Raw genomic sequence first — 24,153 nt, 5'->3', positions numbered from 1 at the left:
TAGCTCCTAACTTACGTTTAATCAGACGAATAATTAGATTTCTTTCTCTTGCTAAACCCTGTTCTAAACCCTGTTCTAAACCCTGTTCTAAACCCTGTTCTAAATGTTCTAAACCCTGTTCTAAACCCTGTTCTAAACCGCGGCGCATCCAACTGGTGGTAATCTGCATAACTCCCTCCTGTTCGGGTTGAATAAATGTGCTAATCTCCTGTTGAAATTCTATCTCCTCGGACGAGTTGAGATTGAGATAGGTATCGACAAAGCCTGAAATCAATTGCATTCTAGCGGCATCTAATCTTAATGTTACCAATAATCTTAGACATTGTGCCTTAACTTTTGCTCTATCGCGAGGGGCAATTTTCATCTTGGCCATCAAAGCGGCGGCGACGGGATTAGCTTGATTGAGAAAATCTCGCCAATTCAAGCGATTTAACTGGACAACTTGATAGTTAAATTCTAACACTTTTAAGTCAGGAAACTCAATTTTATATTGACGAATTGCTTCTTTTTGTGGACGATCATAGGAGAATATGACAATGGGATAAACTGGTAAGGCAAATTTTTGATGCAGACGAGCGAAATAAGTAAACATTCGCCGATTAAATTCCGGTTGAGAGCTAGACTGTGCTTCTAGATGAATTAAGAAAAATGATGATTGTCCTCGAAATTGAACTTGGGCGACTAAATCACTTTCATACTTTTCTCCTTCCGTGACATCGGTAAAGACTTCTTTGTCTAAAAATGTAATCTGATTAGGCTCTAAATAATTGATAATCTCAGGAAAAAACAACTGAATAAATTCAACAAAAAAAGTCGCAATTAATTCCTTAAATAAACGATCATGGTCAATAACATTATTCATACCTAATAATTATAAACGAGGAATCCTTCAGCTTATCTTCATAACTTTTTGTAGTAATTATCAAGGATTTTCCAATGACCAGCGCTAGAAGACAAAGAAATTAAATCCTCGATATTGCCTTCCATAGTAGCACAAATTTGAGCGAGGGGTAATAGCAAATCCTATAGTAAGACGAGTAAGGACGAGGAGATAAAATGCCCAAGAAAGCGTACTTATCCGAACATCTAAGTTCAGAGGAACCGAAAGATAAATACAGAACCAGTCAAGACTCAGTGGCAACAAGAAGATGGCACTGGTTAGGTAAAATATTTTGAGGATGGACAATCAAAAAGGCGACAGTAGCTGTCGGATTAGATTATCAATATCTAATCAATTAGGAGAAGAAGGAGTTAAAAATATCAAGAAAAAGAGTCAGGAACATCCGAGAGGAAAAGAACCTTTATTGAAGGAAGAACAATTCCAAAAATTAAAATTGAATAAATTCAGGGAAATTTACGGTAATTTTGCCGGTTAAATCAATTCCCTGCTATCTCCATCCCAAATTACTGCTAGTACAAAAAGTCGATCAACTTTTAAATTATCGATTGAGAATAGAAATAATTTCAATGATTTTGAGGAGTTTTTTCCTGAATTATAGGACGTAGTTGTTGCACCAGTTCCTTAGAGCGTATTATTCTTGCTTCTGGTAATAAATGCTCATGGGTATCGCCAAATAAACTAGAATCTGTTTGCAGATTAAGAGTTTTTGGATTGTAGATTAAAGGTACTATATTAGACAATTCTTCAATAGTTTTTTTAACATTTTTGACAGTGGTTTCATCGGTCTTAGCATAAACCCAAGAGAGAGAAACTACTAAATCAGCACCTTTAGCTTTTAACTCCTCTTGAAATTGAGCGATGCGTTTGAGGGAGTGTTGCGAAACAGGTCGATCAAATGTTCTAGCCCACCATTTACCTGTACGATGTTTGACTACGGTAGGATCTCCTTTTTCTGTGATTGGATCTGATAAATAACCCCTAGCTTTTCCTGTTTGTATAACATCAACAGCAGTTTTTACTATAGTGCGTAAACTAGGAACTCCCATTAACCAAGTCTCGGAAACTAATTGTTCTAAGGGTATATTTCCTAAACCCGGTTTTCCAATAGCAACACTAAAGGGAACCGAACCAAATAAACCATCACCATAACCAATACCATCATCATCCAGTAACATTAAATATTCAGGAATAAGAACCACTATATCCCCCGGACGTACCTGCTCTAAAATAATTGGGCAAATGACATTTAATCCCAAATCTCCCTGTAAACCAAAGTTAAAAACTGGGATTTTTAGCTCCTGTTCTAGGAATTGAGAGTTAATACTATAATTTACCCCCGACCCCCCCGCAAAAATTATTCGTCTCGGTGCATCTATCTGCTTGGCAAAAGATACTTTTTGTTCGTACATTTGTAGGAGCCACTTTAATTCACCACCGTAGTATACGTTATAAAAAAAACCCAAAGACCAGGCCACCCCAACGGTAGCTAACCAAGGCCAAAAAGTAAACATTTTCTTCATAAGTTTAGCTCCTAGAGTTGAATCAAGAGAATCACTAATTCTAGTTAAAAAAAGAGATAATTGTCTTATCTTTCTTGCCATAATTGCCAAATAGTTGCCACATATTTCCGTCCTTTTGACAAATAATCCCAGAGATTAATTCCAGTTTTACTCTCACCATAAATGCGGGGAACGCAAAGATAAGGAACTTCCACTAACTTATAACCTAAACGATTGGCACGGGTTAATAAATCAATGCAGTATTCTCCATAATCTCCCTTTAAGCGAATTTTTTCTAAAACCTGAGAACGAACGGCAATAAAACCACTGGTATAGTCGTGAACTTGATTGCCTAGCATCACGATGGCCATGCGATTAATAATCCAGCTTAACATCCGGGCCATCAGTCCGTGGGCAACATCATCACCCCCCGGAATCCAACGAGAACCTACAACCATATCAGCTTTTTTAGTTCGAATCGGTGTGATTAATTGTGGCAGAGCTTCTGGAGGCATAGATAAATCACAATCCATCCAAGTAATAATTTTAGCCCCATACAGATTAATCGCATCGTCAATACCTCTCTGTAGAGCCGAAGTTAACCCTTTCTCGTTGATTCTGCGACACAAAATTACCCCCGATTGGAATTGCGAATCTTGGGGAGGAGTGGGATATTGTTTGGCTAAATCTTCTACTATCTGCCAAGTTTCATCGGGAGAATTATCATCCACCACTAGCACTAAATAAGGACTAGGAACACTAGCTAGTAAACGTTCAATTAATTGACTAATATTATCTCGCTCGTTATAAGTGGGTAAAATCGTACAGACTAAATCATTAGCTGCTGGAGTAATTGTGGGCTTATCCTCGGATTTTTGGGCTAGTAAACCTGTCTCAGAAGCAGATATAACTATTTCATAGAAAGGATACTTACCAATGATTCCAGAGCGATTTATGCCAATTTGAAACTTTTGTCCATCTTGGCTAAATTCCAGTTCTTCCGGTGGGGATTCTAAGAGTTGACAAGGGCGATAGGGATAGCAAACGTAGGGAAAACTAAACAATCCTTGACTGAGTAATTCTTGGCATAGTTTAACCATGGCTTGACTATTTTCCACACGGAAGAAAGTTTTTTGTTTCTCCAGACCAAAACCCAAAACTTGTGCCGCATATTGATGAGAGAAGGCAACAATAGAATTAGTATCCTCTTCTATGCTTTTGATGGCTGGTGCTATCCCCTGATGGGTTTTATAGAAAAATTCTCCACCTTGATAAATGTTTTTATAGACACCTATTGCCAGTAAGATTAACAGTAAAACCCAACTTCCCTTGACTACAAAAACTTCTTGGTTCGCTCCTATAATTTTTACTTGTTCCAGCGTTAATAAGGTAACAAAGGGGATAAGAGGCAATAAATATCTCGGTCCCCATTGTTTACCTCCCACCATGACTTCTCCCGGGGCAATATCGACCAAACAAGACACCCCTACTGTGTAGATAAAATAGAGAGCATAGACAAAAAGCATTTGTTTATCTAGAGATATATTGCCGATGTCAAATAGATAACAACTAGCTAAAAGTATCAGGAAGTAAATTATATTGTCCTTGACTAACGCCTTGGTTTTAACCATTCCTTGCCAGCGAAGATTGACGAGAACAGCTAAGATGATAATCGCCGTTACACTAATTAAAGTTACGGGAATATCCTTGGCAAAATTCAATTGTTGACCGCTCCAAGTTAGCAAGTAAGCTAAGGGAATTATACAGATAGGAAAATGGACAAAAAAAGAGCTATTTAACTGATAAAAACTGGTCAGGGCTTCTTGAATACGTTTTTTCCAAGAAAACTCCTCAAGGACTAACAGAGCGTGAACTCCTAGAAAACGATTATAAATTAACTTATTGCACAACCACAGTAAAAACACACTAACAATCATGCCTAGCACAAAACTAAAAGCTATTCGATTAGTTAGCAGAAATTCAGAAAAATTAAGATTTTGCTCGGTTGAATACCAAGCAAAAACTGAGGTTTGTTCTGGAGTTAACCCCAAGAAAACTAATAAAGTTAAAGTTGCCACTAGGGCCAGACATTCGGAGCGGAACCATACCGATAAACCCACTAGAAATCCGCCTAATAAATTGGGCAGCCAGCCACTATTAGCTGTATCGGGTAGAAAAAAAGCGATAACAATTCCCAAAAATCCTAAAGTAACAGCGAGGGTATGTTCACAATATATGGCACTGTATAGAGTTAAGGGAGAAGCAAAAATCAAAATAACTAATCCCAAAAGCCCCCCCCAACTGTCTAGGGAAAAAGCGGGAATTGCTCTTGAAAAACTGAGCCACAATACCCAAATTGATAGGAGGGGAATCAAGTAAAACCCCCGATAACCCCAAAGTTTATAAAAAAGGGAAGTTAGCAAAGAGAATGGAAAAGGAAAAGAGATATAATAACGTTGATTTAAGTAGTAGACAAAAGGGGGGCGATAACTGTATAAACCCTCTTGCCAAAGACGAGTAACCCAAGCTTCTGCGCGCTCAACTAAGTCAAATCGCCACGGACCATTACTTAGCTGACGAGCTAGTAAAGCTTTCAGCGCCCCATCGCCATTAAAAAAAACATCCTTGGGAACTGAAATACATAGATATAGGGAATAAAAGCAACCAGAGGCAATTACTACCCAAGATAAAAATTCCGTGCCAATTATCATAAAAGTCGGTTTTTATTCAAAAAATTTTCATCAATTTTTCATCCCTACTCAGCCTCAGCAAAAACTTGCTGAACTGCTTGGGCCACTCGCTCAATTTGCTCGTCCGTGAGAGCTAAACCGCTAGGCAGATAAAAACCCCTGCGCGCCAGTCTTTCAGCCACGGGACAGGAAATATTTTGCAATAATCCCATTTTGTGAAATACCGGTTGTTCGTGCATACACCAGAAAAAAGGACGCGTACCAATCTGATGTTCTTTGAGGCGTTTCATCGCTTCCGTAGCATCAAAGTTAACCTCATCTTTGAGAACAACACCATAAACCCAATAAATATTTTCGGCATAATCGGTTTGAGGTAGGGGCAATTCTAGAGAGGGGATATTTTGCAATAATTCCCTGTAGCGTCTGCCCATTTTTCTCTTGCGCTGGACAAAAGTTTCTAGCTGTTCTAATTGTGCTAAACCCACTGCCGCTTGCAGATTAGTCATCCTCAGATTCCAGCCCAGTTCTTCGTGAATAAAACGTCGTTGGGGCTGAAAATATAAATTTCTCAGGGAATGACAACGCTCAAAAATATCCTCTTGGTTGGTGACAATCATGCCCCCTTCCCCAGTGGTAATATGTTTGTTGGAATAGAAACTAAAGATGCTGATATCACCGAAACTGCCGCAGGGTTTACCTTGATAGGTTTGACCGTGCATTTCCGCCGCATCTTCAATAATTTTTAAACCGTATTTTTGAGCTAATTCTAAAACTGGAGTCATTGCCACCGGTAATCCGTAGATATGAACCACCATTATCGCTTTAGTGCGGGGCGTGATTTTTGCCTCTATCTGAGCGATATCCATGTTCCAAGTCTGCGCTTCGCAGTCCACCACCACGGGAATCGCCCCGGCTTTGACAATGGCAGCTCCGCAGGAAATGATGGTAAAAGTGGGGAGAATCACCTCATCCCCCGAACCAATTCCTAAAGCGACGATGGCCGCTTCTAAGGCCATAGAACCATTGCACACGGAAACGGCATACTTTCGCCCAACAGCGAGGGCAAAATTTTCTTCAAACTTCTGAACGAAGGGACCTTCCGAAGAAATCCAACCGCTATCAATACATTCGTTAAGATACTGTTTTTCCTTGCCCGCAAGTAGTGGCTCATTGACGGGAATAAAGCTACTCATGCTATCTCTGCTCCCGCCATTTTAACCACGGTTTCCTCAATCCCCGCAAAGCGAGTTTTATCCTGATTACCAACGTAGGGACCCTGTTTTACTTCAATCATTTCTACTTCTTCTAAGACTTGGAAACCATGGCCACCTTGGATCAATAAAACCACATCTCCATCTCTCAAGATATGACTTTCTAGATATTGTTGGTCGTCATCATAGAAATCTACCCGCAGTTTTCCTCTTTTGATAATTAAGACTTCCTGGGTAAAAAATACTTCCCGTTGTACTTTGTTATGAACGTGGGGCATAATACTTTTTCCCGTCGGGTGTCTCATATAGGCCAACTGTTGGGAAAAATCATCGGGAGTTAGGAAATGAATCCCCTCTTGGTTAAACTCTCGTCGGAGAATTATCGCTAAAACTTTTCCCTCTTTCATGATTTGAGAAATTGGCAAAGGGTTGGGTTGGCTTTCTGGCTTATTTTTCTGATTTGGTTGGCGGAGAAAATCTAAAGATAAAAAGTCTGAAGCTAGTTTAAACATGAATTTAACCCCCCTAGGGAATGGTTGTGAGAAAGGCTGAAATTAATTGACAGCAAAGAAGGGGCGAACCAGTGACTAACTTTTGTCACCCCTGGTAGGCTAATTTAATTTAATTAGCTAAAGCTTAATCTAATTAACCTTCTGTTAATTTAGTTAACAGAAGGTTAATCCCGACTAAGGCAAGATGCCTCTACCATACATTTAAGAAAACACGGGAGCATCTAACTTTAGAAATAAGTAGAAATACTTAAGGGTAAAAAAATAGAATTAAACAGGGGTCTCATGAAGATAAGCGGAACGATGGCGAAGCACTTGTGGAACATTTAGAACACAAGTCCGAGCATTTGTACTAAAATATCTAATAGACGGCTAACTGCTATATTTTCTGATGACGATATAAATAGGGTTTGCTGAAAAAGTTTTTCGTGGGGGCAGGGTGTGGGGTGTGGGGTGTGGGGTGTAGGGTTTTACCGATTTTCATCTGGTCAATTACCTAATTTTCAGGGAAAAAGTACCTGAATTTTCCCCCCGCTCACTCCCAGGTCCGGTACTTTTGGATTGACAAAAAGTCTAAAAGTCTTATCCAGCAAGGTTTTTAGATTTATTCAGCAAGCCCTAAATAGCAAAAACTATAGACGAATAGCTATGAGCTTTGGTGAAGAATTTGAATTACTGCTGCGGGCGCGCTATCCTCTCATCTATATTACCACCCTAGAAGAGGAACGTCTCGAAAAAGCGATCGCCGATATTGCCAAACAGAGCCATAACCGTGCTGTCTATGTCTGGGATTTCGTGGATGGTTATCAAGATAATCCCAATAATGAGAACTTTGCTCGGCGTAATCCCCTCCAAGCTCTTGAATTCGTCGAAAAGCTGCCGCCTAACATCGCCGCCATCATAATTTTACGCGATTTCCAGCGCTTTTTAGAAGATATTTCCATCGCCAGAAAATTGCGAAATCTGGCCCGTTCTCTGAAATCTCAGCCCAAAAACCTAATTATCGTCGCTCCCGAACTGTCTATCCCCTCGGATCTAACCGAAGTAATCACCGTCGTCGATTTTCCCCTCCCCAGTGGCGAAGAAATTAAACAGGAAATCCAGCGATTAATCGCTGCCACCGGACAACCCGTCAAAGAACCACTCCTCGATGAATTAGTGCTTTCTGCCCAAGGATTATCCCTAGAGAGAATTCGTCGGGTTTTAGCCAAATGTTTAGCCAGTCACGGCAAAATTGAGCCAGAGGACGTGGAATTAATTTTGGCAGAAAAACGCCAATCGATTCGTCAAACCCAGATATTGGACTTTTATCCCGCCACAGAGCAGATTTCTGACATCGGCGGCCTAGATAATCTCAAAGATTGGCTGATTCGTCGCGGTGGTGCCTTTAGTGAACGCGCCCGCGCCTACGGTTTACCCAATCCCCGGGGTTTACTATTGGTGGGAATTCAAGGGACGGGTAAATCCCTGACAGCGAAAGCTATTTCCCATCATTGGCACTTACCGCTGCTGCGTCTAGACGTGGGGCGTTTATTTGGCGGATTGGTGGGAGAATCGGAATCGCGTACCCGTCAGATGATTAATCTCGCCGAAGCTTTAGCTCCCTGTGTGCTGTGGATAGACGAAATCGATAAAGCTTTCGCCGGAGCGGAGGGAAAAGGTGACGGGGGAACCACCGGGCGGGTTTTCGGGACTTTTATCACTTGGTTAGCCGAGAAACAATCGCCGGTTTTTGTCGTCGCTACAGCTAATAACATCCAATCTCTGCCCCCGGAAATGTTGCGAAAAGGACGCTTCGATGAGATATTTTTTGTCGGACTACCTAGCCAAAAGTCCCGCGAGGAGATTTTTAGCGTTCATTTAGGGAAAGTTCGGCCCCATAATCTGAAAAGTTATGATATAAAGCGATTAGCCTACGAAACTCCCGATTTTTCGGGGGCAGAAATCGAACAAACCATCGTGGAAGCGATGCACATCGGTTTTAGTCAAAATCGCGACTTTAGCACCGATGATGTGCTTGAGGCCGCTAGTCAGATTATCCCCCTAGCTCGGACTGCCCAAGAACAGATTCAATTTCTACAGGATTGGGCAAAGTCCGGTAAAGCTCGTCTAGCCTCTCGCGATGATCGTTTTAATGTCAATTCTAGCAGTTAATTTAGCACCAATATGAAGCGTTTATCTGGTTTATTGCAATTTATGCTCGGTTTTGTCATGGGAGTGGCGATTTTGGTCGGTGGGGCTACTGCTGTCGCCTATATGCTTCTCTCCGGTATGAATTCTAATCCTCCTAAACCCGTCTTTACCGAGGAGAAAAAAGAGGAAACTAAGGAAGAAAAAACCGCCGTCAAACCTTCTCCCATCCCTACTACTCCCGTCCAAGAACAACCCCAAGCTGAGGTGAAAGAGTCTCCCACAGCTGCACCAGCACCAAAAGCTTCCCCGAAACCCAGTCCCGAAGCAAGAAAAAGAGAAGCCACATCCGAGGGTTATCAAGCGCGGGTGACATGGCAAAGCGGTTTAAGTCTGCGCTCTCAACCTACCAGTGAATCGACTCGTCTCGGCGGTCTGGATTATAATACTAAAGTTAGTGTGGTGGGAACCAGCAGCGATGGCCAATGGCAGCGCGTGCGTCTGTCCGATGGTCGCGAAGGTTGGATTAAAGCGGGTAATATTTCTAGAGTCCAGTAAATATTTAGAAGGGTTAGGTTTTCTAAATCTACCCCTTTCCTTAATCAGTAATTGGACAAAGTTAATACTAAATCCGTTGAGTAACGCACAGAAAACGGGTTTCTCGGAGAAACCCGTTTTCTACTAATGCAATAGGCACTCTTGCATTAGATAATCAGTCTTTAATAATCGAATTTGGTATGATTAATTCTGTCTGGGTACTTAATCACTACTTCAAGAACGATTATCGCGATTAACTTTTCTAATTAACCAATAACTTGCTGCTAAAGCTAAGGTTCCCACGGTGAGGGCAATTAAATCATCTTTACTGTATTTGTTGGGATCGAAAATAATAATTTTTCGAGAGATGGCAATTAAAGCCGTAACTACGACTAATTCAACCTGTACGATGTGTTTTCTTAAGTAAGCAGTGACGTTTTCTAATAACTCTAAGGCAATCAAAATATTGAGAAATAATCCGAAGATTTCAATTAAAGTTTTGCTAAAAAAACCGACGGGTTCCGTAGTAAATAAATCTTGGATTAGAATAACTACTAGATCATAAAGAGAAACAATAATAACAACAATTAAGGCTACGGATAAAACCTTAGAAACTAAGTTTTCAATGACATGAATCGACCTCATGAAATTTTCATCGCGCCATTGTTGACCAAAATTGATAAGTAGTTTCCGTATCTGTTTGAGCATGATCGATTAAGTAAAAAGTAAAAATTATTATTGTATTTGACTGCTAATTGTTCTATTTAGTTAACAAGTAAGCTGATCCCCCCTTAATCCCCCCTTGATAAGGGGGGTGCTGATCCCCCCTTGATCTCCCCTTGATAAGGGGGGCGCTGATCCCCCCTTGATCCCCCCTTGATAAGGGGGGTATCTGACAATTTTTAACATCTAAGTAGGGAGGCACAATTATTTGTAGGATGGGTTAGCGGTAGCGTAAACTATGCCGTCGTTGGGTTTCATGCTTCAACCCAACCTACGTTCATCGTTATATTAAATTCCACCCACCCACTTACTTACTTAGAAATAATTTTACTTGAAGAAGGCTTCCCTAGAAAAAAAATCTAGGTGCGATCGCTATTAAGTCAACCGCACCCCAAACTAATACAAATGCTCACATTTAGCTGACATCATCGTGAGCGAAACGATTATACAGGAAGTCGAGGGCATAGTTACGCAGACGATAATATTCCGGATCCTCCATAATTCTTTCCCGATCGCGGGGACGGGGGAAATGAATATTCATCACTTCGCCGATTTTTGCTTCCGGTCCATTGGTCATCATTACCAGCTTATCAGCGAGGAAAAGAGCCTCATCGATATCATGGGTAATCATCAACACCGTACAGCGTTTATCTTGCCAGATTTTCAGCAATTCTTCCTGTAATTCCTCTTTGGTAATCGCATCTAAAGCACCGAAAGGTTCATCAAGAATCAACACCTCCGGACGGATAGAAAGAGCGCGAGCGATCGAAACCCGTTGTTTCATCCCCCCGGAGATTTGGGGAGGGGTTTTGTCCATAGCTTCGGTTAAACCCACCATAGCTAAATGTTCCCGCACGATCGAGCGTTTTTGCGCTTCTGGAGCATTGGGAGACACCGCATCTACCGCAAGATAGACATTTTCAAAAACGCTTAACCAAGGCAACAAAGCATAGTTTTGAAACACTACCATGCGATCGGGCCCGGGTTTAGTAATTTTCTTACCGTTAACTTTAACGATGCCATCGGTGGGAGAAGAAAAACCCGACACCATATTTAATAGGGTCGATTTACCGCAACCGGAGTGACCGATCACACAGATAAATTCACCTTCATTGATGCTGAGATTAACATCCTTAAGGACGGTGTAGGGGCCTCTAGCAGTGGGATAAACCTTAGAAACTCCTTCAATGGTCACAAAAGCTTCTTTACTGGGGGCCTGGGTTGCCCGGTTAACTGTGTCAGTGGTGGTGTACATGATTAGTCTTTGGGGGAAATTAGTTAATAGGGGCAATGACTGGAGATAATTGGCTAATAATTATCCCCTTAGTCGATTTTTAGGCAATTTTGCGAGATTCACTGGCACTAGGACGAGCATCAATAGCCACTTCGGCCATGGTGACGTTTTGTTTGATCTCTAAACTATTGAGATAACCGATCGGATCCTCGGCATCAAACTCGATACCATCGAATAAAAGGATCGGTGTGCGACGATATTTAATATCCCCTAGACCCAATTCCCGGGCCGCGGTACTGAAGACACCCACCCGACAGACGCGTTCGAGAATTTCTACCCAGTTACGGGGGAAAGGAATGTGGCCCCAGCGTGCCATTTGGGTCATCATCCAGAGGTGTTCCGTGCGACTGGGACGATTTACCCCATCTCCATAGAACAGATGGTGTGCATATTCTTTCATCGGTTGATCAATACTGCACGCGTAGGAGTTGGGATCACCCAGTTGGATATAATCAATATTGGTACTAAGATACTGACGACTGGCGAGGATTTGACGAATTTCTTCCTGATTCCCTTCCTCGGCACAGTAGCGACAACCTTCCAGCAGTGCTTTGACTAAAGCGACATGGGTATTAGGGTATTTATTGGCCCAATCTTCCCGGACTCCCAGGGCCTTACCCGGGTGGCCCTGCCAAATTTCTAAGTCGGTAGCGACAGTGTAACCGATACCCTCCATGGCAGCCCTGAGATTCCAGGGTTCACCCACACAGTAACCGTCAATACTACCGGTTTTCAGGTCGGCTACCATTTGGGCTGGGGGAATAGTTTCGAGGTGAACGTCTTTATCGGGGTCAATTCCCGCTGCCGCTAACCAGTAACGTAGGAGCAAATTGTGCATCGAGGAGGGGTGAACAATGCCAAAAATATGGCGCTGCTCCTTCGATTCCAATAGCATCTGTCTTAAGGCGTTACCGTCAATCACCCCCTCGTCATAGAAGCGTTTAGCGAGGGTGACACCGTTACCGTTACGAGTCATAGTCAGGGCGCTGACAATCGGCAAAGGTTGATCTTGATAACCACCGACGGTTAACCAGGTGGGCATTCCTGAAGGCATTTGCGCCCCGTCGAGGAATCCCCCTGCGATCCCATCCACAACCCCTCGCCAACTGGTTTCCCGGACTAAATTCACCTCATCTAGACCATGTTTAGTGAAGAATCCCTTTTCTTTGGCCACTGCTAGGGGCGCGCAAGCGGTGAGGGGAACAAAACCGATCTCTAGATTGACTTTTTCTAAACCGTGACGAGCAATAACTTCGACTTTGCGAGCGCGTAGTTTTTTGATCCGTTTTTGTTGGTTGAGGAAATAGATAATTTCGCTCCGGAGACTGTAGTAACTGGGGTGTTCCACCACTTCCATGCGTTTGCGGGGACGGGGGATATCTACTTCCAAAATACCGCCAATTTTTGAGCCAGGACCGTTGGTAAGCATGACGATGCGATCGGATAATAGCACCGCTTCATCCACATCGTGCGTCACCATTACCGAGGTCATTTCGTATTCTTCGCACAGCTGCATTAACTGTTCCTGTAGATTACCTCTAGTCAGGGCATCTAACGCCCCAAAGGGTTCATCTAAAAGTAGGACTTTCGGACGGATGGCTAGGGCGCGAGCGATCGCTACCCGTTGTTTCATCCCCCCCGATAATTCGTTGGGACGTTTATCCACTGCATGACGAAGATTGACCAGATCGATATATTTTTCGACTTCAGCTTTTCTTTCGTCTTCTGATAGTTGGGCGAGAACTTGATCGACGGCTAGAGTGATATTTTCTTTGACGGTTAACCAGGGTAAAAGGGAATAGTTTTGGAAGACTACCATGCGATCAGGCCCCGGTTTTTTAATGCTTTGACCTTGCAAAGTAACCACTCCTTCCGTGGGCAAATCTAAACCAGCGATCATGTTTAAGAGGGTGGATTTTCCGCAACCAGAGTGACCGATAAGGGAGATAAATTCCCCTTTTTTTATCTGTAAATCGATCCCTTTTAAGGCCACATATTCACCGCCACTACTAAGGGGGAATACTTTATCAATGTTATCGACAGCAACAAACAAACTCATAGTTTTTTCTCCTTAAATTGACTCAAGTTTCAGTTGTTTGAAAATGGGGAAAGTTTCCCCATTTATTCCCTATTGACGAACGATTTGATTTTGTAACCAAGCCATAAAGCGATCGAGTAATAAACCCACACCACCGATATAAAACAGAGCGAGAATAATATCACTGATGTAGTTATTTTGGTAGGCATCCCAGATAAAGAAACCGATACCGACAATACCCGACATAACGATTTCAGCCGCGATAATCGCTAACCAAGCTAAACCGATCGCAATTCTCAAACCAGTGAAGATGTAGGGAAGTGCCGAGGGAATTAATATCTTGAAAAAGAATTTTTGGTTGGACAATTGCAAGACTTGTTTAACGTTGATATAGTCTTGGGGAATTTGTTGGACACCGACAGTGGTATTAATCAAAATTGGCCAAACTGCGGTGATAAAAATAACGAATAAAGCAGCAGGTTGGTTTTGTTGTAAAGCGGCCAAAGATAGGGGAACCCAAGCAAGAGGAGGAACTGTTCTCAGGAATTGAAAAAGGGGATCGAGTGCCTTATTTAAGAAGGGATTAACCCCAACCATAATTCCAACTCCAATACCCACCACTGCGGCAAAAGAATAACCGATTAATACCCGTTTTAGACTTTCGAGAGTTTGCCAGAATAGTCCCTTATCAATACCTCCACGATCAAAGAAAGGATACATTAAATAGGTGCGGGTACGCTCATTAGTAATAATGTCCGATGGCGGCGGTAATTTAATTAATCCCACCATAGACATTAACTGCCATAAAATCAGGAAAAATAAAATACCCACAATCGGAGGAAGAATATCCCCAGAATGCTTTTTCCAGAATTTACTAAAGTTGAAACCACCCTTGCTTGTTCTGCTGACGCTAGTTGCCATTTTGCCGTTTTCCTTTGTTGAAGATAAAGTTACTTGATTGGAAAGAGAAGAAAACACTTTTGGGATTAATAGACTAGATATTTTATGCACCTAGCCTATCGGGAAAAACTCCCTATTTTTTAATCGCCAAACTATCGAGATAAGCTTGGGGATTAGCGGGGTCAAAAGTTTTGCCATCAAAGAATTTCTCCACACCGCGGGAGGTACTGGTAGGAATATCAGCTGCGGGAACCCCTAACTCTGTGGCTGCCGCTTTCCAAAGATCCTCGCGGTTAACTTTGTCGATTAATGTTGAGGCAGTGGTTAAAGTTTCTTTCGGCAAGAAACCCCAACGAACACTTTCGGTTAAAAACCAGAGATCATGACTCTTATAGGGATAGGAAACGCTACCGGCGGGATCTTTCCAGTAGAAAACCCCTTTATTTTTGTCGGTGATTTCCGGTTTACCGTCACCCATTTTCTGCATCCCTTTGAGGGGACCGGCGATAATTTCTTCTTTGAGGTTGAAATAAGCCGGTTTAGCGAGAATTGCCGCCGCTTCTGCCCGATTTGCCTCTTGATCGAGCCATTGCTGCGCTTCCATAACTCCTTTTAATAGTGCCTTAGTAGCTTTCGGGTTTTTATCCACCCAATCGGCGCGGATAGCGAGGTATTCTTCTGGGTGATAGGGCCAGATTTCTGCGGTTAAAGCTGACATAAAACCGATATTATCAGCCACAATTCTCGCTGGCCAAGGATCGCCGGTACTAAACGCATCCATGGTTCCCGTTTTCATGTTGGCCACGGTTTGGGCTGCGGGTACGGCAATTAGGTTAATATCCGTATCGGGGTTAATACCACCGGCGGCTAACCAGTAACGAATCCAGAAGTCTTGATTAGCTTTCGGGAAAGTATAGGCGGCTTTGAAGGGAGTTCCCGTCGTTTTCATGGCGAGGATGTAATCTTTGGCGGGTTTTAGGTCTAAACCGATATTTTTGCCTTCGTGTTTACCTGCGATCGCAATTCCGTTACCCTGGGTGTTTAACTGCGCTAACACATACATGGGGACTTTAACGTTATTTTTGGTGATTAGTCCCTCGGAAATTAGGTAAGGCATGGGCATTTGCCACTGTCCCCCGTCAATTCCGCCCGCATCTGCCCCAATTTCGACGTTATCTCTAGCGGATCCCCAGTTTGCTTGTTTGGAGACTTCCACATCGGGCATCCCGTGTTTAGCAAAAAAGCCTTTTTCCTTGGCAATAATTAAAGGTGCGGCCTCAACGATAGGAATATAACCTAATTTAATTTTGGTGGTTTCGGGGGCCTCTCCGGGAGCCACCGCAACGGGAGAAGCAACCGGGGAAGCGGGCGCGGTGGTGCTGGTTCCACCCGTACTGTCGGGGGGATTACCCACACAACCTTTGAGGACAACAGCCCCTGCCGCTGAAACTGCCGCCGTGGTTAAGAATTTCCGTCTCGAAAATTTTGACATAGAATCTCCTACCTGCTTGCTAAAGCAAATATGTGTGCTGAATTATGGGTAAAGGAATCCCTCGCTAAACTTCCCTTCTAGCCCGTGCTATAGAAATTTAGCTATGGAATATTGAGTCTCGATTGAACTTAATAAATAAGTCTAGCGGAATTTGGAAAAAATAATTAATCTGAGCGAGAATTTTATGTACAAAAATTTAATTCGATTGATAAGGATTAATTAAGACCATTGATATATCTAGCTTCTAGCCACTTAAAAAGGTTTCCGTAGGGCGCTGGAGCAGGGGTGATGGGGTGATGGAAGTGGGAAAGTGGGGAATTGGGGAAGTGGGGAGGTGGGGAAGTGGGGAAGTGGGGAGGTGGGGAATTGGGGAATTGGGGAAGTGGGGAAGTGGGGAAGTGGGGAGGTTGGGGAAGTGGGGAATTATGAATTATGAAGTGGGGAGGTGGGGGAGTGGGGAAGTGGGGAGGTTGGGGAAGTGGGGAGCAGGGAGGTGGGGAGAAACAATAAAATGAGCCAAGGGTGAGTTTTAGGAATGCGGCTCCTTCCGGCTTGGTAGAATAGACAATATGCTTTCACCCCAAAGTAATGACCAGATCTAAAAAGCCGAAATCACCGAACTCCTCTGATTCGCCTACCGCTCCTTCCTTGGCTCTGTCTTCCCTACATTTTCGTCTCCAAGCTTTAGAGGAGGAGCATCAGTGGCTCCTCAAGCAGATTGGCAGAAAACGCAACGAACTGAAGAAATTCCTCGACCAGATGCGTTCCCTGGCCACGGAGATTTTCCAGAGAGGGCAACCCCTCTATCAAAAACTTAGCGACCTCGACCGCGAAATACACGCCCTTTTTGACGAAATCCTCACTGCTAGAAAAATGGGGCAGCAGACAAAAAAAAGGATTCTCGGAATTTACGAGACACTTCAGTTAACGGGGGTGATTAGCCCAAAATTTGACGATGGAGATGAAGAACTTGACGAACTTTTCGGAGACGAAGAACCAGAAGGAGCATCGGAGCAATCCGCGCAGGATTTCTTCTCTGGGGAAGACTCCTATGGCCGTCACGATGATGGAACAGAGCTATCACCTGAAAGCTCGCCTAAATCTCCTGAATCTAGACAAATACGCCGCACTTTCCTGAGAATGGCCGAGATTTTTCACCCCGACAAGGTTACGGATCCCGAAACTCGGATGCGTCACAATGAGATCATGAAGGAGGTCAACCGTGCCTATAAGGAGGGAGATATTGCTAAACTGCTCGAAATCGAACGACAGTATCAAATGGGGGACTCTTTCGCGGTTGAAGGCTCATCGGAAAGCGACCTCCAACGACAGTGCGAGAGGGTTGAAACCAATAACGAACTACTTAAAAAGCAATACGAGAACCTGAAAAGAGAACTGCGCTCGGTGCGAAATACCCCGGAAGGCGAGATGGTGAGGGCCAGTCGCGCTTGTGAGAAGGATGGCATCGACCCGATTGAGCAAATGCTAGAGGAGATGAAATTACAAGTTCAATCCACCGAAAAAATCTATAATTTTGTCCGTGACTTCCGCGATAAAAAGATAACGGTTAAAGAGTTTCTGCGCGGACCGGTCAGGATGGGCAGAAGCCCGGAAGAGATGGAAGACATTCTTGATCAACTTCTGCAGCAACTTCGCACAATCAGCCGTTAAAGAGAGAAAGCCAATATTTAGGCAAGATTTTGAGAGAATCGTCGTTCAAAACCTTGCGTCTTCATCGGCCCGTGTCCTGTAGGGGCGAAGCATTCGGGCAATAACCTATCGGTGAAACCGTAGATTTTCTATCCGAATGCTTCGCCCGTACTTTTTGCCGCAGACCCTATTTAGGGTATGCGGCAAAAAGTTTTTCCTGGGGGCCGAGTGTAGGGTTTTACCTAATTTTTAAATCCGTTGAGTAACCCACAGAAAACGGGTTTCTCGGAGAAACCCGTTTTCTACTTATGCAAACGACAAAAGGGGGAATAAATAATCAGGATTAAGCTTTTGTTACTCCCAATCAACCTTTTTTAAACCACGCCTTAAGTCTCACTAATTTCTTGTCGTGGGTCATCCTTGGGTGGATGGAGTTGGCCCGCTATCCATTGCCGTCGGGCATTCTGGATAAAGGGTTGAATATGGTCGATCGAAAGAGGGGCGGAACTGAGGAGTTCGGGATAGTGACAGTATTCACACCGGAACCTAGCGCGTTGTCGAACAATATGGTAGAGCGATTTAGGAATGACCATTTACTCTGGCGGCAATGACAGCGTTGATGTAGCTGAAAATTTGGTCGAGTTCGCCAATCGCTTCTAGCTCAAGGACTTCCTCCGGGGTGAGATCATCAGCTTTTTTCTTGTCAAGAAGCGTCTGCATCCGATCGCCCAGTTCATCTGTAAATTTGAATAGGGTGAGATTATTAATCTGTTGCACCCGCAATCCTTTGGGAATCAGGCCAGAGGGTTTGACAAGAGCGCTCATGGTTGTAGCTGGCTTTTTGAGCAACTTTACTGCCCATAATATAACACCACCTTCCCAACTGATAACCGATAATTCTTTCATTGCCTTAATAAAATTTAACATTAACGCCATTTTCTCAAAAAAATCGACCCGCCCTTAGGCGGGAAAGAAAAGAAAAAAGAAAAAATAGGGAATGAGGGTAAAAGGGGAAAAAAAGGGGAAAAGGGTTACAGAGTCCTCCCGGCACCGCACACCACCCGAAAACCGATGTTGAAGTCGTTGACGATGAAGCCGCGCCTACCGAGTCTGAAGCGGTAAGCGGAACGGCAGTACTTAGGATTGCCGGACCAACAACCGCCCCGCTGAGGAGAACGATTATCATCCCCATTTTCTATCCAAGCACTGCCATCCGTCGGCGCACCGTCATAGTTATCGTGCCAAGTATCGGCGCACCATTCCCAGACATTGCCGTGCATATCGTACAGTCCGAAGGCATTGGGGGGAAATTGTCCCACAGGAGTCGTTTGTTGTCGATATTCTCCTTTGTATTCATCGGCGTAGGTTTCGCTGGACCTGTAGTTGGCCAATTCCCCGGTAATGGTTTCCCCAAAGTAAAACGGGGTGGTGGTTCCAGCACGACAAGCGTACTCCCATTCTGCTTCACTGGGTAGTCGGTATTCCCGAACCGTTAGTTTTGATAATCTCGCACAGAACTCGATCGCCTCGTACCATTTGACTTGTTCCACGGGACGGCGATCGCTATCGGGACGGTCTTTAAAATAGGCTGGGTTGAAATAAAGGTCTTGTTTAACTTTTAAATCCGTGCGAGAGGCGATCGCTTTCCACTGGGCCTGGGTGATAGGATATTTACCCATAAAGAAGGGTGGGACAGTTACGGACTTGCGCTCTGATAATGTAATTATGGCTCGTCTGATTCTTCTACAGAGCGACTGTCTGGCTGGGATATTATTCCTACCACGACAGGCGTACGCCCATTCCAGTCTTTTGATCTCCCATTCCGCATCAAATTTTTTAAGCAGTCTTTCGATATTAAATATTTTTACCAGTCTTTCGATTTCCTAGTCTTCCGTTCCCATCGTGAAAGTTCCCCCCGGGATGGCGACCATTTCTAAGGTGATGCCGTTGCCCAAATCTTGGGCGAAATATGAGGCTTCTGCCTTTTCTCGTTCGACTTCCTGACCTTTGGCATTTACTTTTACCACATCAAAATCAAATGTCATTGTGTTGATTTCCCCTAAATGTTATCTCGCTTGCCTTTAGCCAAACTTTCTAATTCCACTATCTTTCCCTCGACATCAAGCCACTACAGTGGCACCCCTGAGATAATCTTCTAGTTGGCGATCGTTATCGTGACTGAGATTGCCTAGAGGTAAAGTTTCGACGCTAAAAGCTCTCACCTCACTAACTTCTAATGTATCTTTGATCTGAAAATTCCCCGCCGCTGTCACTTCAATTAACAATGAAATAGAGTGAATGCGCGGATCACGCTCAAAAGAGGAATAAACCCCGACTAAACGCCCTAAACTGACTAAATTTAATCCTGTTTCCTCTTTTAATTCCCTTTGAGCAGTATTAAAAATATCTTCCCCCCAATCGATCATTCCCCCCGGTAGGGCCCATTTGCCGGTGTCTCTGCGTCGGATTAAAACAATTGTACCATCAGCAAGCAGCGGAATTATTGTCACCCCAGTTACAGGATGACGAAAGATAATTCCCATCACACTTTTAATAAAATGCCAAACACGATCCATAGGAATTAGGAGATAGGGAGATAGGGAGATAGGGAGATAGGGAAATTTTAACTAATACCCCAAAACCCCAAAACCCCTAACAATATCAATCATGATCGAGAATGGCTTTAGCTTGAATTAAAGCCGATCGCACTTGTTCAAAACCTGTGCCACCATAGCTATTACGGGCCGCCACCACCTGACGAGGAGCGATCGCGTCGTAGATATCGGCCTGAAAAGCTGGATGTAATTCTTGCCATTCCGTCAGGGTTAAATCTTTCAATAACTTACCCGCTGCCAAACTGCTTTTAACGACTTTCCCGACTAAATTATAAGCTTCTCGGAAGGGAATCCCCTTACTGGCTAAATAATCCGCCACATCCGTCGCATTAGAAAAATCTTCCGCCACCGCGTTAGCTAATCGGTCGGTTTTAAATTGAATTCCGGTGGCTAAAAGTACCGTCATCGCTTGCAAACAAATCCGCACGGTTTTAACGCCATCAAATAACGCCTCCTTGTCTTCCTGCAAGTCTTTGTTATAGGCCAGGGGTAAACCCTTCATTAAGGTCAATAACGCCTGTAAATGCCCAAAAACACGCCCTGTTTTGCCGCGCACCAATTCGGGAACATCGGGATTTTTTTTCTGGGGCATAATGCTAGATCCCGTGGCACAACTATCGGTGAGAGTGATAAAACTAAATTCTTGGGAAGACCAGAGAATTATTTCTTCGCTCAAACGGCTCAGGTGGACCATAATCAGACTAGCGGCCGTCATAAATTCAATGGCAAAATCTCGATCGCTAACTCCATCGAGACTATTGTTATACACCTGCTCAAAATCGAGTAAATTGGCGCTGTAATGACGATCGATGGGAAAAGTCGTCCCCGCTAAGGCCCCGCATCCTAGGGGCGAAATATTAGTCCTGGCGCGAATTTCCCCTAATCTTTGGTGATCCCGTTCGGCCATTTGAAAATAAGCTAGGAGATGATGGGCTAAACTAATCGGTTGGGCGCGCTGTAGGTGGGTATAACCGGGGATCAGGGTTTCTAGATGGTTTTCAGCGTGATTGACTAAAGCTTGCTGAAAATTGCGAATTTCTTGCCTAATATCATCGATTTGTTGTCTAAGATACAGACGAATATCCGTTCCTACCTGATCATTCCGCGAACGGGCCGTGTGCAGTTTTTTGCCCACATCTCCCACAATCTCGGTTAAACGACGTTCCACGGCAAAATGCACGTCCTCTTGATCGATGCCGGGGTTAAAGTTGCCGGTGCGATATTCTTGACGAATTTGTTCCAATCCAGAGACGAGACTATCTGCTTCTTCGGGGCTGATAATACCCGTATAGGCGAGCATTTTAGCGTGAGCGATCGATCCGGTGAGATCATACTCGATTAATTCGATATCAAAGCCAATACTGGCGTTAAATTCTACGATCGTAGGATGGAGACTACCTTCAAAGCGATCGCTCCAAGTTTTCTTTGCTGTCACTGTTTTCGTTAGATGATTGTGGATAAAGTTAACTAAAATATGCTGAACAATTTTTAGGGATAATCCGGCGCTGATAGCATTACCGCTTCAGGTTAGAAAAATCTCCAACTCTACAAACATAAGAATAGCAAGAATTGCTCGCTCTGGCTGAAGGCTGATAGGCGAAAAGCTAATAAGAAGTAAAACCTCGAAACATATAACCGACAATCAAACCGATTAATAGGGCCCATGCTTGCCCAGTTTTGACGAAATTTGAGAAGGATTTCTGGACATTCCCGATGATATCCACGTCTTGCTCCGAAATAGTCATCAAGACATTGGTGAGAGGCGAAAAGTCGATCGAGACAGATAGATGATGGAAGATGTCGATCACGATGGCATTCCTCAAAAACGAAAATCTACAGAACAAGTTAACATGAAAACGACTAAATTAAAACCACTTTTGTCTCCCTGGTGCTGAGTTGGAGGGGAGGTCACTTTCAAGATGATTGAGATTGCTGGTAATAGGCTAATAGTAAATTACCCGCTTTTGCTAAATCTTGCCCAAAGGCGATAATTCCTTCTTCATGACCACTCATCACTAAAATTTGTTGCTCCTCTAGACGATCTTCTTGACATAAACGGATAATTTCTGCGGCCATTTCTGGGGTTCCATAGGCGATATTTTCTTGGGTGGTCGGCACTCGATACATCAAATTTTGCCACAGGGGGCGATGATGAATATGAATCACCCCATTAATCTGGGGATTCGCTTCATAAATCGCTGCATGGGTGAGAGTTTCTGAAGAAGCGGCAATTGTTCCCCGACAAGTGACACTATTTTCTTTCCAATCGTAGTCTATAACTGTGGTGTAATGGGATTCATTTAATACTGGAATTCCCCCAGTGTTAGTGCCAGAAATAATGATTTCTTTGTCTATTTTTCCTCGTTGACTCACATTCCCAAAACCGATTCCGTTATCGTATTGACCGATTAATCCCAGTCGATAGAGGCGATTGCGCCAATAATTTAATTCTGCAATCTCTAAGCTTATTAAGGGACGGTCAGGAATCCAAGTACAATCGTATTTAACATAGCCTTCATCAATCATAGATTTTTCTGAAAATATTCGGGATAATTTTGACAAACTTTCTCCACAAAGTCCTGGAGAGGATAGGAAATATTGGCGATATAATTATCTTTAACTACTTGGGAGAATAGGGGTAAAACTTCTGTATCTAAGGCGGGGTTAAATAACTCGATCGGCAGGATTAAATCAGACCCTTCCCGCACATCAATGGTCTCAAAATTATCGGCTACAATTAACCAAAGAGGACGCACCCAAAGAGCCGAACGACTTTCGATCACTTGAATTACTTCTCCGTATAAAGTTCGATTTTTGCAGAATAAACTAACAATTTGATGGGGAGTAAATGTGTTCATAGACTCTCATACATGGCAATTAAATTGGGAAATAATTAAGTTTTCAGGAATAACAAAGTAGAGAAATTAGCTGAAGGTTGACCAGCTTTTTTTAGTGATTACTGAAGCAGAAACCCTTAACTCAAATCTGATGATCATTAACATTCCCATCGATAGCAGAAATTTTCCTTTTTGCGATAAGTATATCCCATTTTGACATAGATTGTAATAAACTGATTTATTATCAAAATAAAAATTTATAATTGTTGTCTGTTAAGATAAAATTAATAGTTTGAACTCTATGTGTGATAATTTTTGCTTATGGAACCCTGAAGTGCTTATTGGGCAAAACTTTTAGGACTATTTTGCGGATATTCTATCGGTATAGACCTCGTTTCCACACAGAAACCAGAAGAGCCGTCAAATTTCCTCAAGATGGCAAAAAAGGCAGCGACTTGTTTAGGTCTTTAACAGTAAGAATTTGTCCATTAAAAGATTGAGAGATAAGCTCTTGACTGGTATATCGCGAGGATCTAAGCAGCGTTCTTACCTCGTCTGTTGTGTAGGGTTTTTGGGATAATTCAAAAAACCTAAAAAAAATACTTAGTGAAAGAATGAGGATGATTAGTAATACATTTATGCTAAAATGTTTTTTTGTTCTTAGAGATTGAGGTTTTAAACTCATATGTCGGCTCCTCTCGACTTTGTGTGATAATTTTTGCTTATAGAATCGTGAAATGCTTATCGGGCAAGACTTTTAGGGCTATTTTGCGGATATTCTATCAGTACCAGAAGAGCCTCATGTTTATTTACTTACTCTTATTTAGACTGAGTTTACAGTGATCCTAGCATATACTAACTCCTAAAGCGTAACCGTTCAGGAGGGTAAAGGTATGATAGCATCAAATGCTATGGATGAGAAGCACTTAAGGGAGAAATACGAAATAGACGACGATGATTGGGAAAGAACTTCAAGGCGAGCGCATCGTTTTGTAGATTGGAACCTCGGAGCGAAACCCAACACCCAACACCTAAATCTGTCTGAATGAGCGCTCGCTATTTCCCTCTTCCCATTGCTTTTTGTTGGGTTTCCTTACGTCAACCCAACCTACAGTAATTGTTATGAT

The 24,153-nt window shown here is 43.1% G+C and carries 22 protein-coding genes and 1 pseudogene; 5 read left to right on the top strand and 18 right to left on the bottom strand.

The genetic code is table 11. The annotated features are described in order from the left end of the window. Positions 1-862: Rpn family recombination-promoting nuclease/putative transposase (locus tag EWV66_RS12815; protein ID WP_287115979.1), on the bottom strand; the 862-nt coding region annotated here is incomplete at its 3' end. A gap of 316 nt (positions 863-1,178) precedes the next feature. Between EWV66_RS12815 and EWV66_RS12810 the strand changes: the two genes are divergently transcribed. Beyond that, positions 1,179-1,376 (top strand): hypothetical protein, encoded by a 198-nt coding sequence (locus EWV66_RS12810; RefSeq protein ID WP_249264922.1) that lies wholly within the window; start codon positions 1,179-1,181, stop codon positions 1,374-1,376. Positions 1,377-1,464: 88 nt separating this feature from the next. On the opposite strand, the gene EWV66_RS12805 is transcribed toward EWV66_RS12810, so the two are convergent. From EWV66_RS12805 to EWV66_RS12790, 4 genes are all read right to left on the bottom strand, one after another. Continuing rightward, a complete protein-coding gene (locus EWV66_RS12805) occupies positions 1,465-2,421 on the bottom strand; it encodes a hypothetical protein (protein WP_287108463.1) in 957 nt (318 codons plus the stop codon). Between the two features lie 65 nt (positions 2,422-2,486). After that, a complete protein-coding gene (locus EWV66_RS12800) occupies positions 2,487-5,111 on the bottom strand; it encodes a polyprenol monophosphomannose synthase (protein ID WP_287108462.1) in 2,625 nt (874 codons plus the stop codon). 44 nt (positions 5,112-5,155) lie between these two features. Next, positions 5,156-6,283: a DegT/DnrJ/EryC1/StrS family aminotransferase gene (locus EWV66_RS12795; protein WP_287108460.1), complete on the bottom strand. Its 1,128-nt coding sequence runs from the start codon at positions 6,281-6,283 to the stop codon at positions 5,156-5,158. Then, positions 6,280-6,813, bottom strand: coding sequence for a cupin domain-containing protein (locus tag EWV66_RS12790; protein ID WP_287108459.1), 534 nt, complete (start codon positions 6,811-6,813; stop codon positions 6,280-6,282). The genes EWV66_RS12795 and EWV66_RS12790 overlap by 4 nt, the downstream gene beginning before the upstream one ends. Positions 6,814-7,458: 645 nt before the next feature. Here EWV66_RS12790 and EWV66_RS12785 point away from each other — a divergent pair. Together EWV66_RS12785 and EWV66_RS12780 are read left to right on the top strand one after the other, a co-directional pair. Further along, complete coding sequence (locus EWV66_RS12785) at positions 7,459-8,964, top strand: Ycf46 family AAA ATPase (protein WP_002798407.1); 1,506 nt, start codon at positions 7,459-7,461, stop codon at positions 8,962-8,964. A 12-nt stretch (positions 8,965-8,976) separates the two neighbouring features. Next, complete coding sequence (locus EWV66_RS12780; protein ID WP_287108458.1) at positions 8,977-9,498, top strand: SH3 domain-containing protein; 522 nt, start codon at positions 8,977-8,979, stop codon at positions 9,496-9,498. Positions 9,499-9,711: 213 nt separating this feature from the next. On the opposite strand, the gene EWV66_RS12775 is transcribed toward EWV66_RS12780, so the two are convergent. From EWV66_RS12775 to EWV66_RS12755, 5 genes are all read right to left on the bottom strand, one after another. Continuing rightward, positions 9,712-10,185 (bottom strand): phosphate-starvation-inducible PsiE family protein, encoded by a 474-nt coding sequence (locus EWV66_RS12775; protein ID WP_052277419.1) that lies wholly within the window; start codon positions 10,183-10,185, stop codon positions 9,712-9,714. 430 nt (positions 10,186-10,615) lie between these two features. Continuing rightward, positions 10,616-11,455: a nitrate ABC transporter ATP-binding protein gene (locus EWV66_RS12770; RefSeq protein WP_052277418.1), complete on the bottom strand. Its 840-nt coding sequence runs from the start codon at positions 11,453-11,455 to the stop codon at positions 10,616-10,618. Positions 11,456-11,534: 79 nt separating this feature from the next. Further along, positions 11,535-13,553 (bottom strand): ABC transporter ATP-binding/substrate-binding protein, encoded by a 2,019-nt coding sequence (locus EWV66_RS12765; RefSeq protein WP_052277417.1) that lies wholly within the window; start codon positions 13,551-13,553, stop codon positions 11,535-11,537. A 69-nt stretch (positions 13,554-13,622) separates the two neighbouring features. Then, entirely contained in the window at positions 13,623-14,453 is an 831-nt protein-coding gene (gene ntrB, locus EWV66_RS12760) for a nitrate ABC transporter permease (protein ID WP_043996475.1), read from the bottom strand. Positions 14,454-14,565: 112 nt separating this feature from the next. Further along, positions 14,566-15,924 (bottom strand): CmpA/NrtA family ABC transporter substrate-binding protein, encoded by a 1,359-nt coding sequence (locus tag EWV66_RS12755; protein WP_287108456.1) that lies wholly within the window; start codon positions 15,922-15,924, stop codon positions 14,566-14,568. Between the two features lie 588 nt (positions 15,925-16,512). Between EWV66_RS12755 and EWV66_RS12750 the strand changes: the two genes are divergently transcribed. Next, a complete protein-coding gene (locus tag EWV66_RS12750) occupies positions 16,513-17,595 on the top strand; it encodes a molecular chaperone DnaJ (RefSeq protein WP_287108454.1) in 1,083 nt (360 codons plus the stop codon). Between the two features lie 365 nt (positions 17,596-17,960). Here EWV66_RS12750 and EWV66_RS12745 read toward each other — a convergent pair whose 3' ends face one another. From EWV66_RS12745 to EWV66_RS12705, 8 genes and pseudogenes are all read right to left on the bottom strand, one after another. Further along, entirely contained in the window at positions 17,961-18,167 is a 207-nt protein-coding gene (locus tag EWV66_RS12745) for an HNH endonuclease (RefSeq protein ID WP_081330836.1), read from the bottom strand. Further along, on the bottom strand, positions 18,154-18,510 hold the full coding sequence (locus tag EWV66_RS12740) for a hypothetical protein (RefSeq protein ID WP_287115978.1): 357 nt from the start codon (positions 18,508-18,510) through the stop codon (positions 18,154-18,156). The genes EWV66_RS12745 and EWV66_RS12740 overlap by 14 nt, the downstream gene beginning before the upstream one ends. A 95-nt stretch (positions 18,511-18,605) precedes the next feature. Continuing rightward, positions 18,606-19,613: pseudogene (locus EWV66_RS12735) on the bottom strand (formylglycine-generating enzyme family protein); the annotation flags it as partial. Positions 19,614-19,694: 81 nt separating this feature from the next. Continuing rightward, positions 19,695-20,150, bottom strand: a complete 456-nt coding sequence (locus EWV66_RS12725) for an NUDIX hydrolase (protein ID WP_052277412.1) — start codon at positions 20,148-20,150, stop codon at positions 19,695-19,697. 85 nt (positions 20,151-20,235) lie between these two features. After that, complete coding sequence (gene argH / locus EWV66_RS12720; RefSeq protein ID WP_052277411.1) at positions 20,236-21,624, bottom strand: argininosuccinate lyase; 1,389 nt, start codon at positions 21,622-21,624, stop codon at positions 20,236-20,238. Positions 21,625-21,793: 169 nt separating this feature from the next. Next, positions 21,794-21,997 (bottom strand): hypothetical protein, encoded by a 204-nt coding sequence (locus tag EWV66_RS12715; RefSeq protein WP_052277410.1) that lies wholly within the window; start codon positions 21,995-21,997, stop codon positions 21,794-21,796. A gap of 106 nt (positions 21,998-22,103) precedes the next feature. Then, positions 22,104-22,715, bottom strand: a complete 612-nt coding sequence (locus EWV66_RS12710) for a class II aldolase/adducin family protein (RefSeq protein WP_052277409.1) — start codon at positions 22,713-22,715, stop codon at positions 22,104-22,106. After that, positions 22,712-23,047, bottom strand: coding sequence for a hypothetical protein (locus EWV66_RS12705; RefSeq protein ID WP_052277408.1), 336 nt, complete (start codon positions 23,045-23,047; stop codon positions 22,712-22,714). Before EWV66_RS12705 ends, EWV66_RS12710 begins: the two co-directional genes overlap by 4 nt. An 872-nt stretch (positions 23,048-23,919) precedes the next feature. Here EWV66_RS12705 and EWV66_RS12700 point away from each other — a divergent pair. Then, the gene (locus EWV66_RS12700; protein ID WP_158499369.1) at positions 23,920-24,075 is read left to right on the top strand and encodes a hypothetical protein; all 156 of its coding nucleotides are present in this window, start codon (positions 23,920-23,922) and stop codon (positions 24,073-24,075) included. The last annotated feature ends 78 nt before the right edge of the window (positions 24,076-24,153 follow it).

This window comes from Microcystis sp. M_OC_Ca_00000000_C217Col (assembly GCF_007095585.1).
In the GTDB taxonomy this organism is placed as follows: Bacteria; Cyanobacteriota; Cyanobacteriia; order Cyanobacteriales; family Microcystaceae; genus Microcystis; species Microcystis panniformis.
This window is presented reverse-complemented; position numbering and strand designations above follow the sequence as displayed.

What these genes read in the sequence shown, in the direction of transcription:
- EWV66_RS12810 (WP_249264922.1), top strand. Translation starts at nt 1,179, where the DNA reads ATGGACAATCAAAAAGGCGACAGTAGCTGTCGGATTAGATTATCAATA.
- EWV66_RS12805 (WP_287108463.1), bottom strand. Translation starts at nt 2,421, where the DNA reads ATGAAGAAAATGTTTACTTTTTGGCCTTGGTTAGCTACCGTTGGGGTG.
- EWV66_RS12800 (WP_287108462.1), bottom strand. Translation starts at nt 5,111, where the DNA reads ATGATAATTGGCACGGAATTTTTATCTTGGGTAGTAATTGCCTCTGGT.
- EWV66_RS12795 (WP_287108460.1), bottom strand. Translation starts at nt 6,283, where the DNA reads ATGAGTAGCTTTATTCCCGTCAATGAGCCACTACTTGCGGGCAAGGAA.
- EWV66_RS12790 (WP_287108459.1), bottom strand. Translation starts at nt 6,813, where the DNA reads ATGTTTAAACTAGCTTCAGACTTTTTATCTTTAGATTTTCTCCGCCAA.
- EWV66_RS12785 (WP_002798407.1), top strand. Translation starts at nt 7,459, where the DNA reads ATGAGCTTTGGTGAAGAATTTGAATTACTGCTGCGGGCGCGCTATCCT.
- EWV66_RS12780 (WP_287108458.1), top strand. Translation starts at nt 8,977, where the DNA reads ATGAAGCGTTTATCTGGTTTATTGCAATTTATGCTCGGTTTTGTCATG.
- EWV66_RS12775 (WP_052277419.1), bottom strand. Translation starts at nt 10,185, where the DNA reads ATGCTCAAACAGATACGGAAACTACTTATCAATTTTGGTCAACAATGG.
- EWV66_RS12770 (WP_052277418.1), bottom strand. Translation starts at nt 11,455, where the DNA reads ATGTACACCACCACTGACACAGTTAACCGGGCAACCCAGGCCCCCAGT.
- EWV66_RS12765 (WP_052277417.1), bottom strand. Translation starts at nt 13,553, where the DNA reads ATGAGTTTGTTTGTTGCTGTCGATAACATTGATAAAGTATTCCCCCTT.
- ntrB (WP_043996475.1), bottom strand. Translation starts at nt 14,453, where the DNA reads ATGGCAACTAGCGTCAGCAGAACAAGCAAGGGTGGTTTCAACTTTAGT.
- EWV66_RS12755 (WP_287108456.1), bottom strand. Translation starts at nt 15,924, where the DNA reads ATGTCAAAATTTTCGAGACGGAAATTCTTAACCACGGCGGCAGTTTCA.
- EWV66_RS12750 (WP_287108454.1), top strand. Translation starts at nt 16,513, where the DNA reads ATGACCAGATCTAAAAAGCCGAAATCACCGAACTCCTCTGATTCGCCT.
- EWV66_RS12745 (WP_081330836.1), bottom strand. Translation starts at nt 18,167, where the DNA reads ATGGTCATTCCTAAATCGCTCTACCATATTGTTCGACAACGCGCTAGG.
- EWV66_RS12740 (WP_287115978.1), bottom strand. Translation starts at nt 18,510, where the DNA reads ATGGCGTTAATGTTAAATTTTATTAAGGCAATGAAAGAATTATCGGTT.
- EWV66_RS12725 (WP_052277412.1), bottom strand. Translation starts at nt 20,150, where the DNA reads ATGGATCGTGTTTGGCATTTTATTAAAAGTGTGATGGGAATTATCTTT.
- EWV66_RS12710 (WP_052277409.1), bottom strand. Translation starts at nt 22,715, where the DNA reads ATGATTGATGAAGGCTATGTTAAATACGATTGTACTTGGATTCCTGAC.
- EWV66_RS12705 (WP_052277408.1), bottom strand. Translation starts at nt 23,047, where the DNA reads ATGAACACATTTACTCCCCATCAAATTGTTAGTTTATTCTGCAAAAAT.
- EWV66_RS12700 (WP_158499369.1), top strand. Translation starts at nt 23,920, where the DNA reads ATGATAGCATCAAATGCTATGGATGAGAAGCACTTAAGGGAGAAATAC.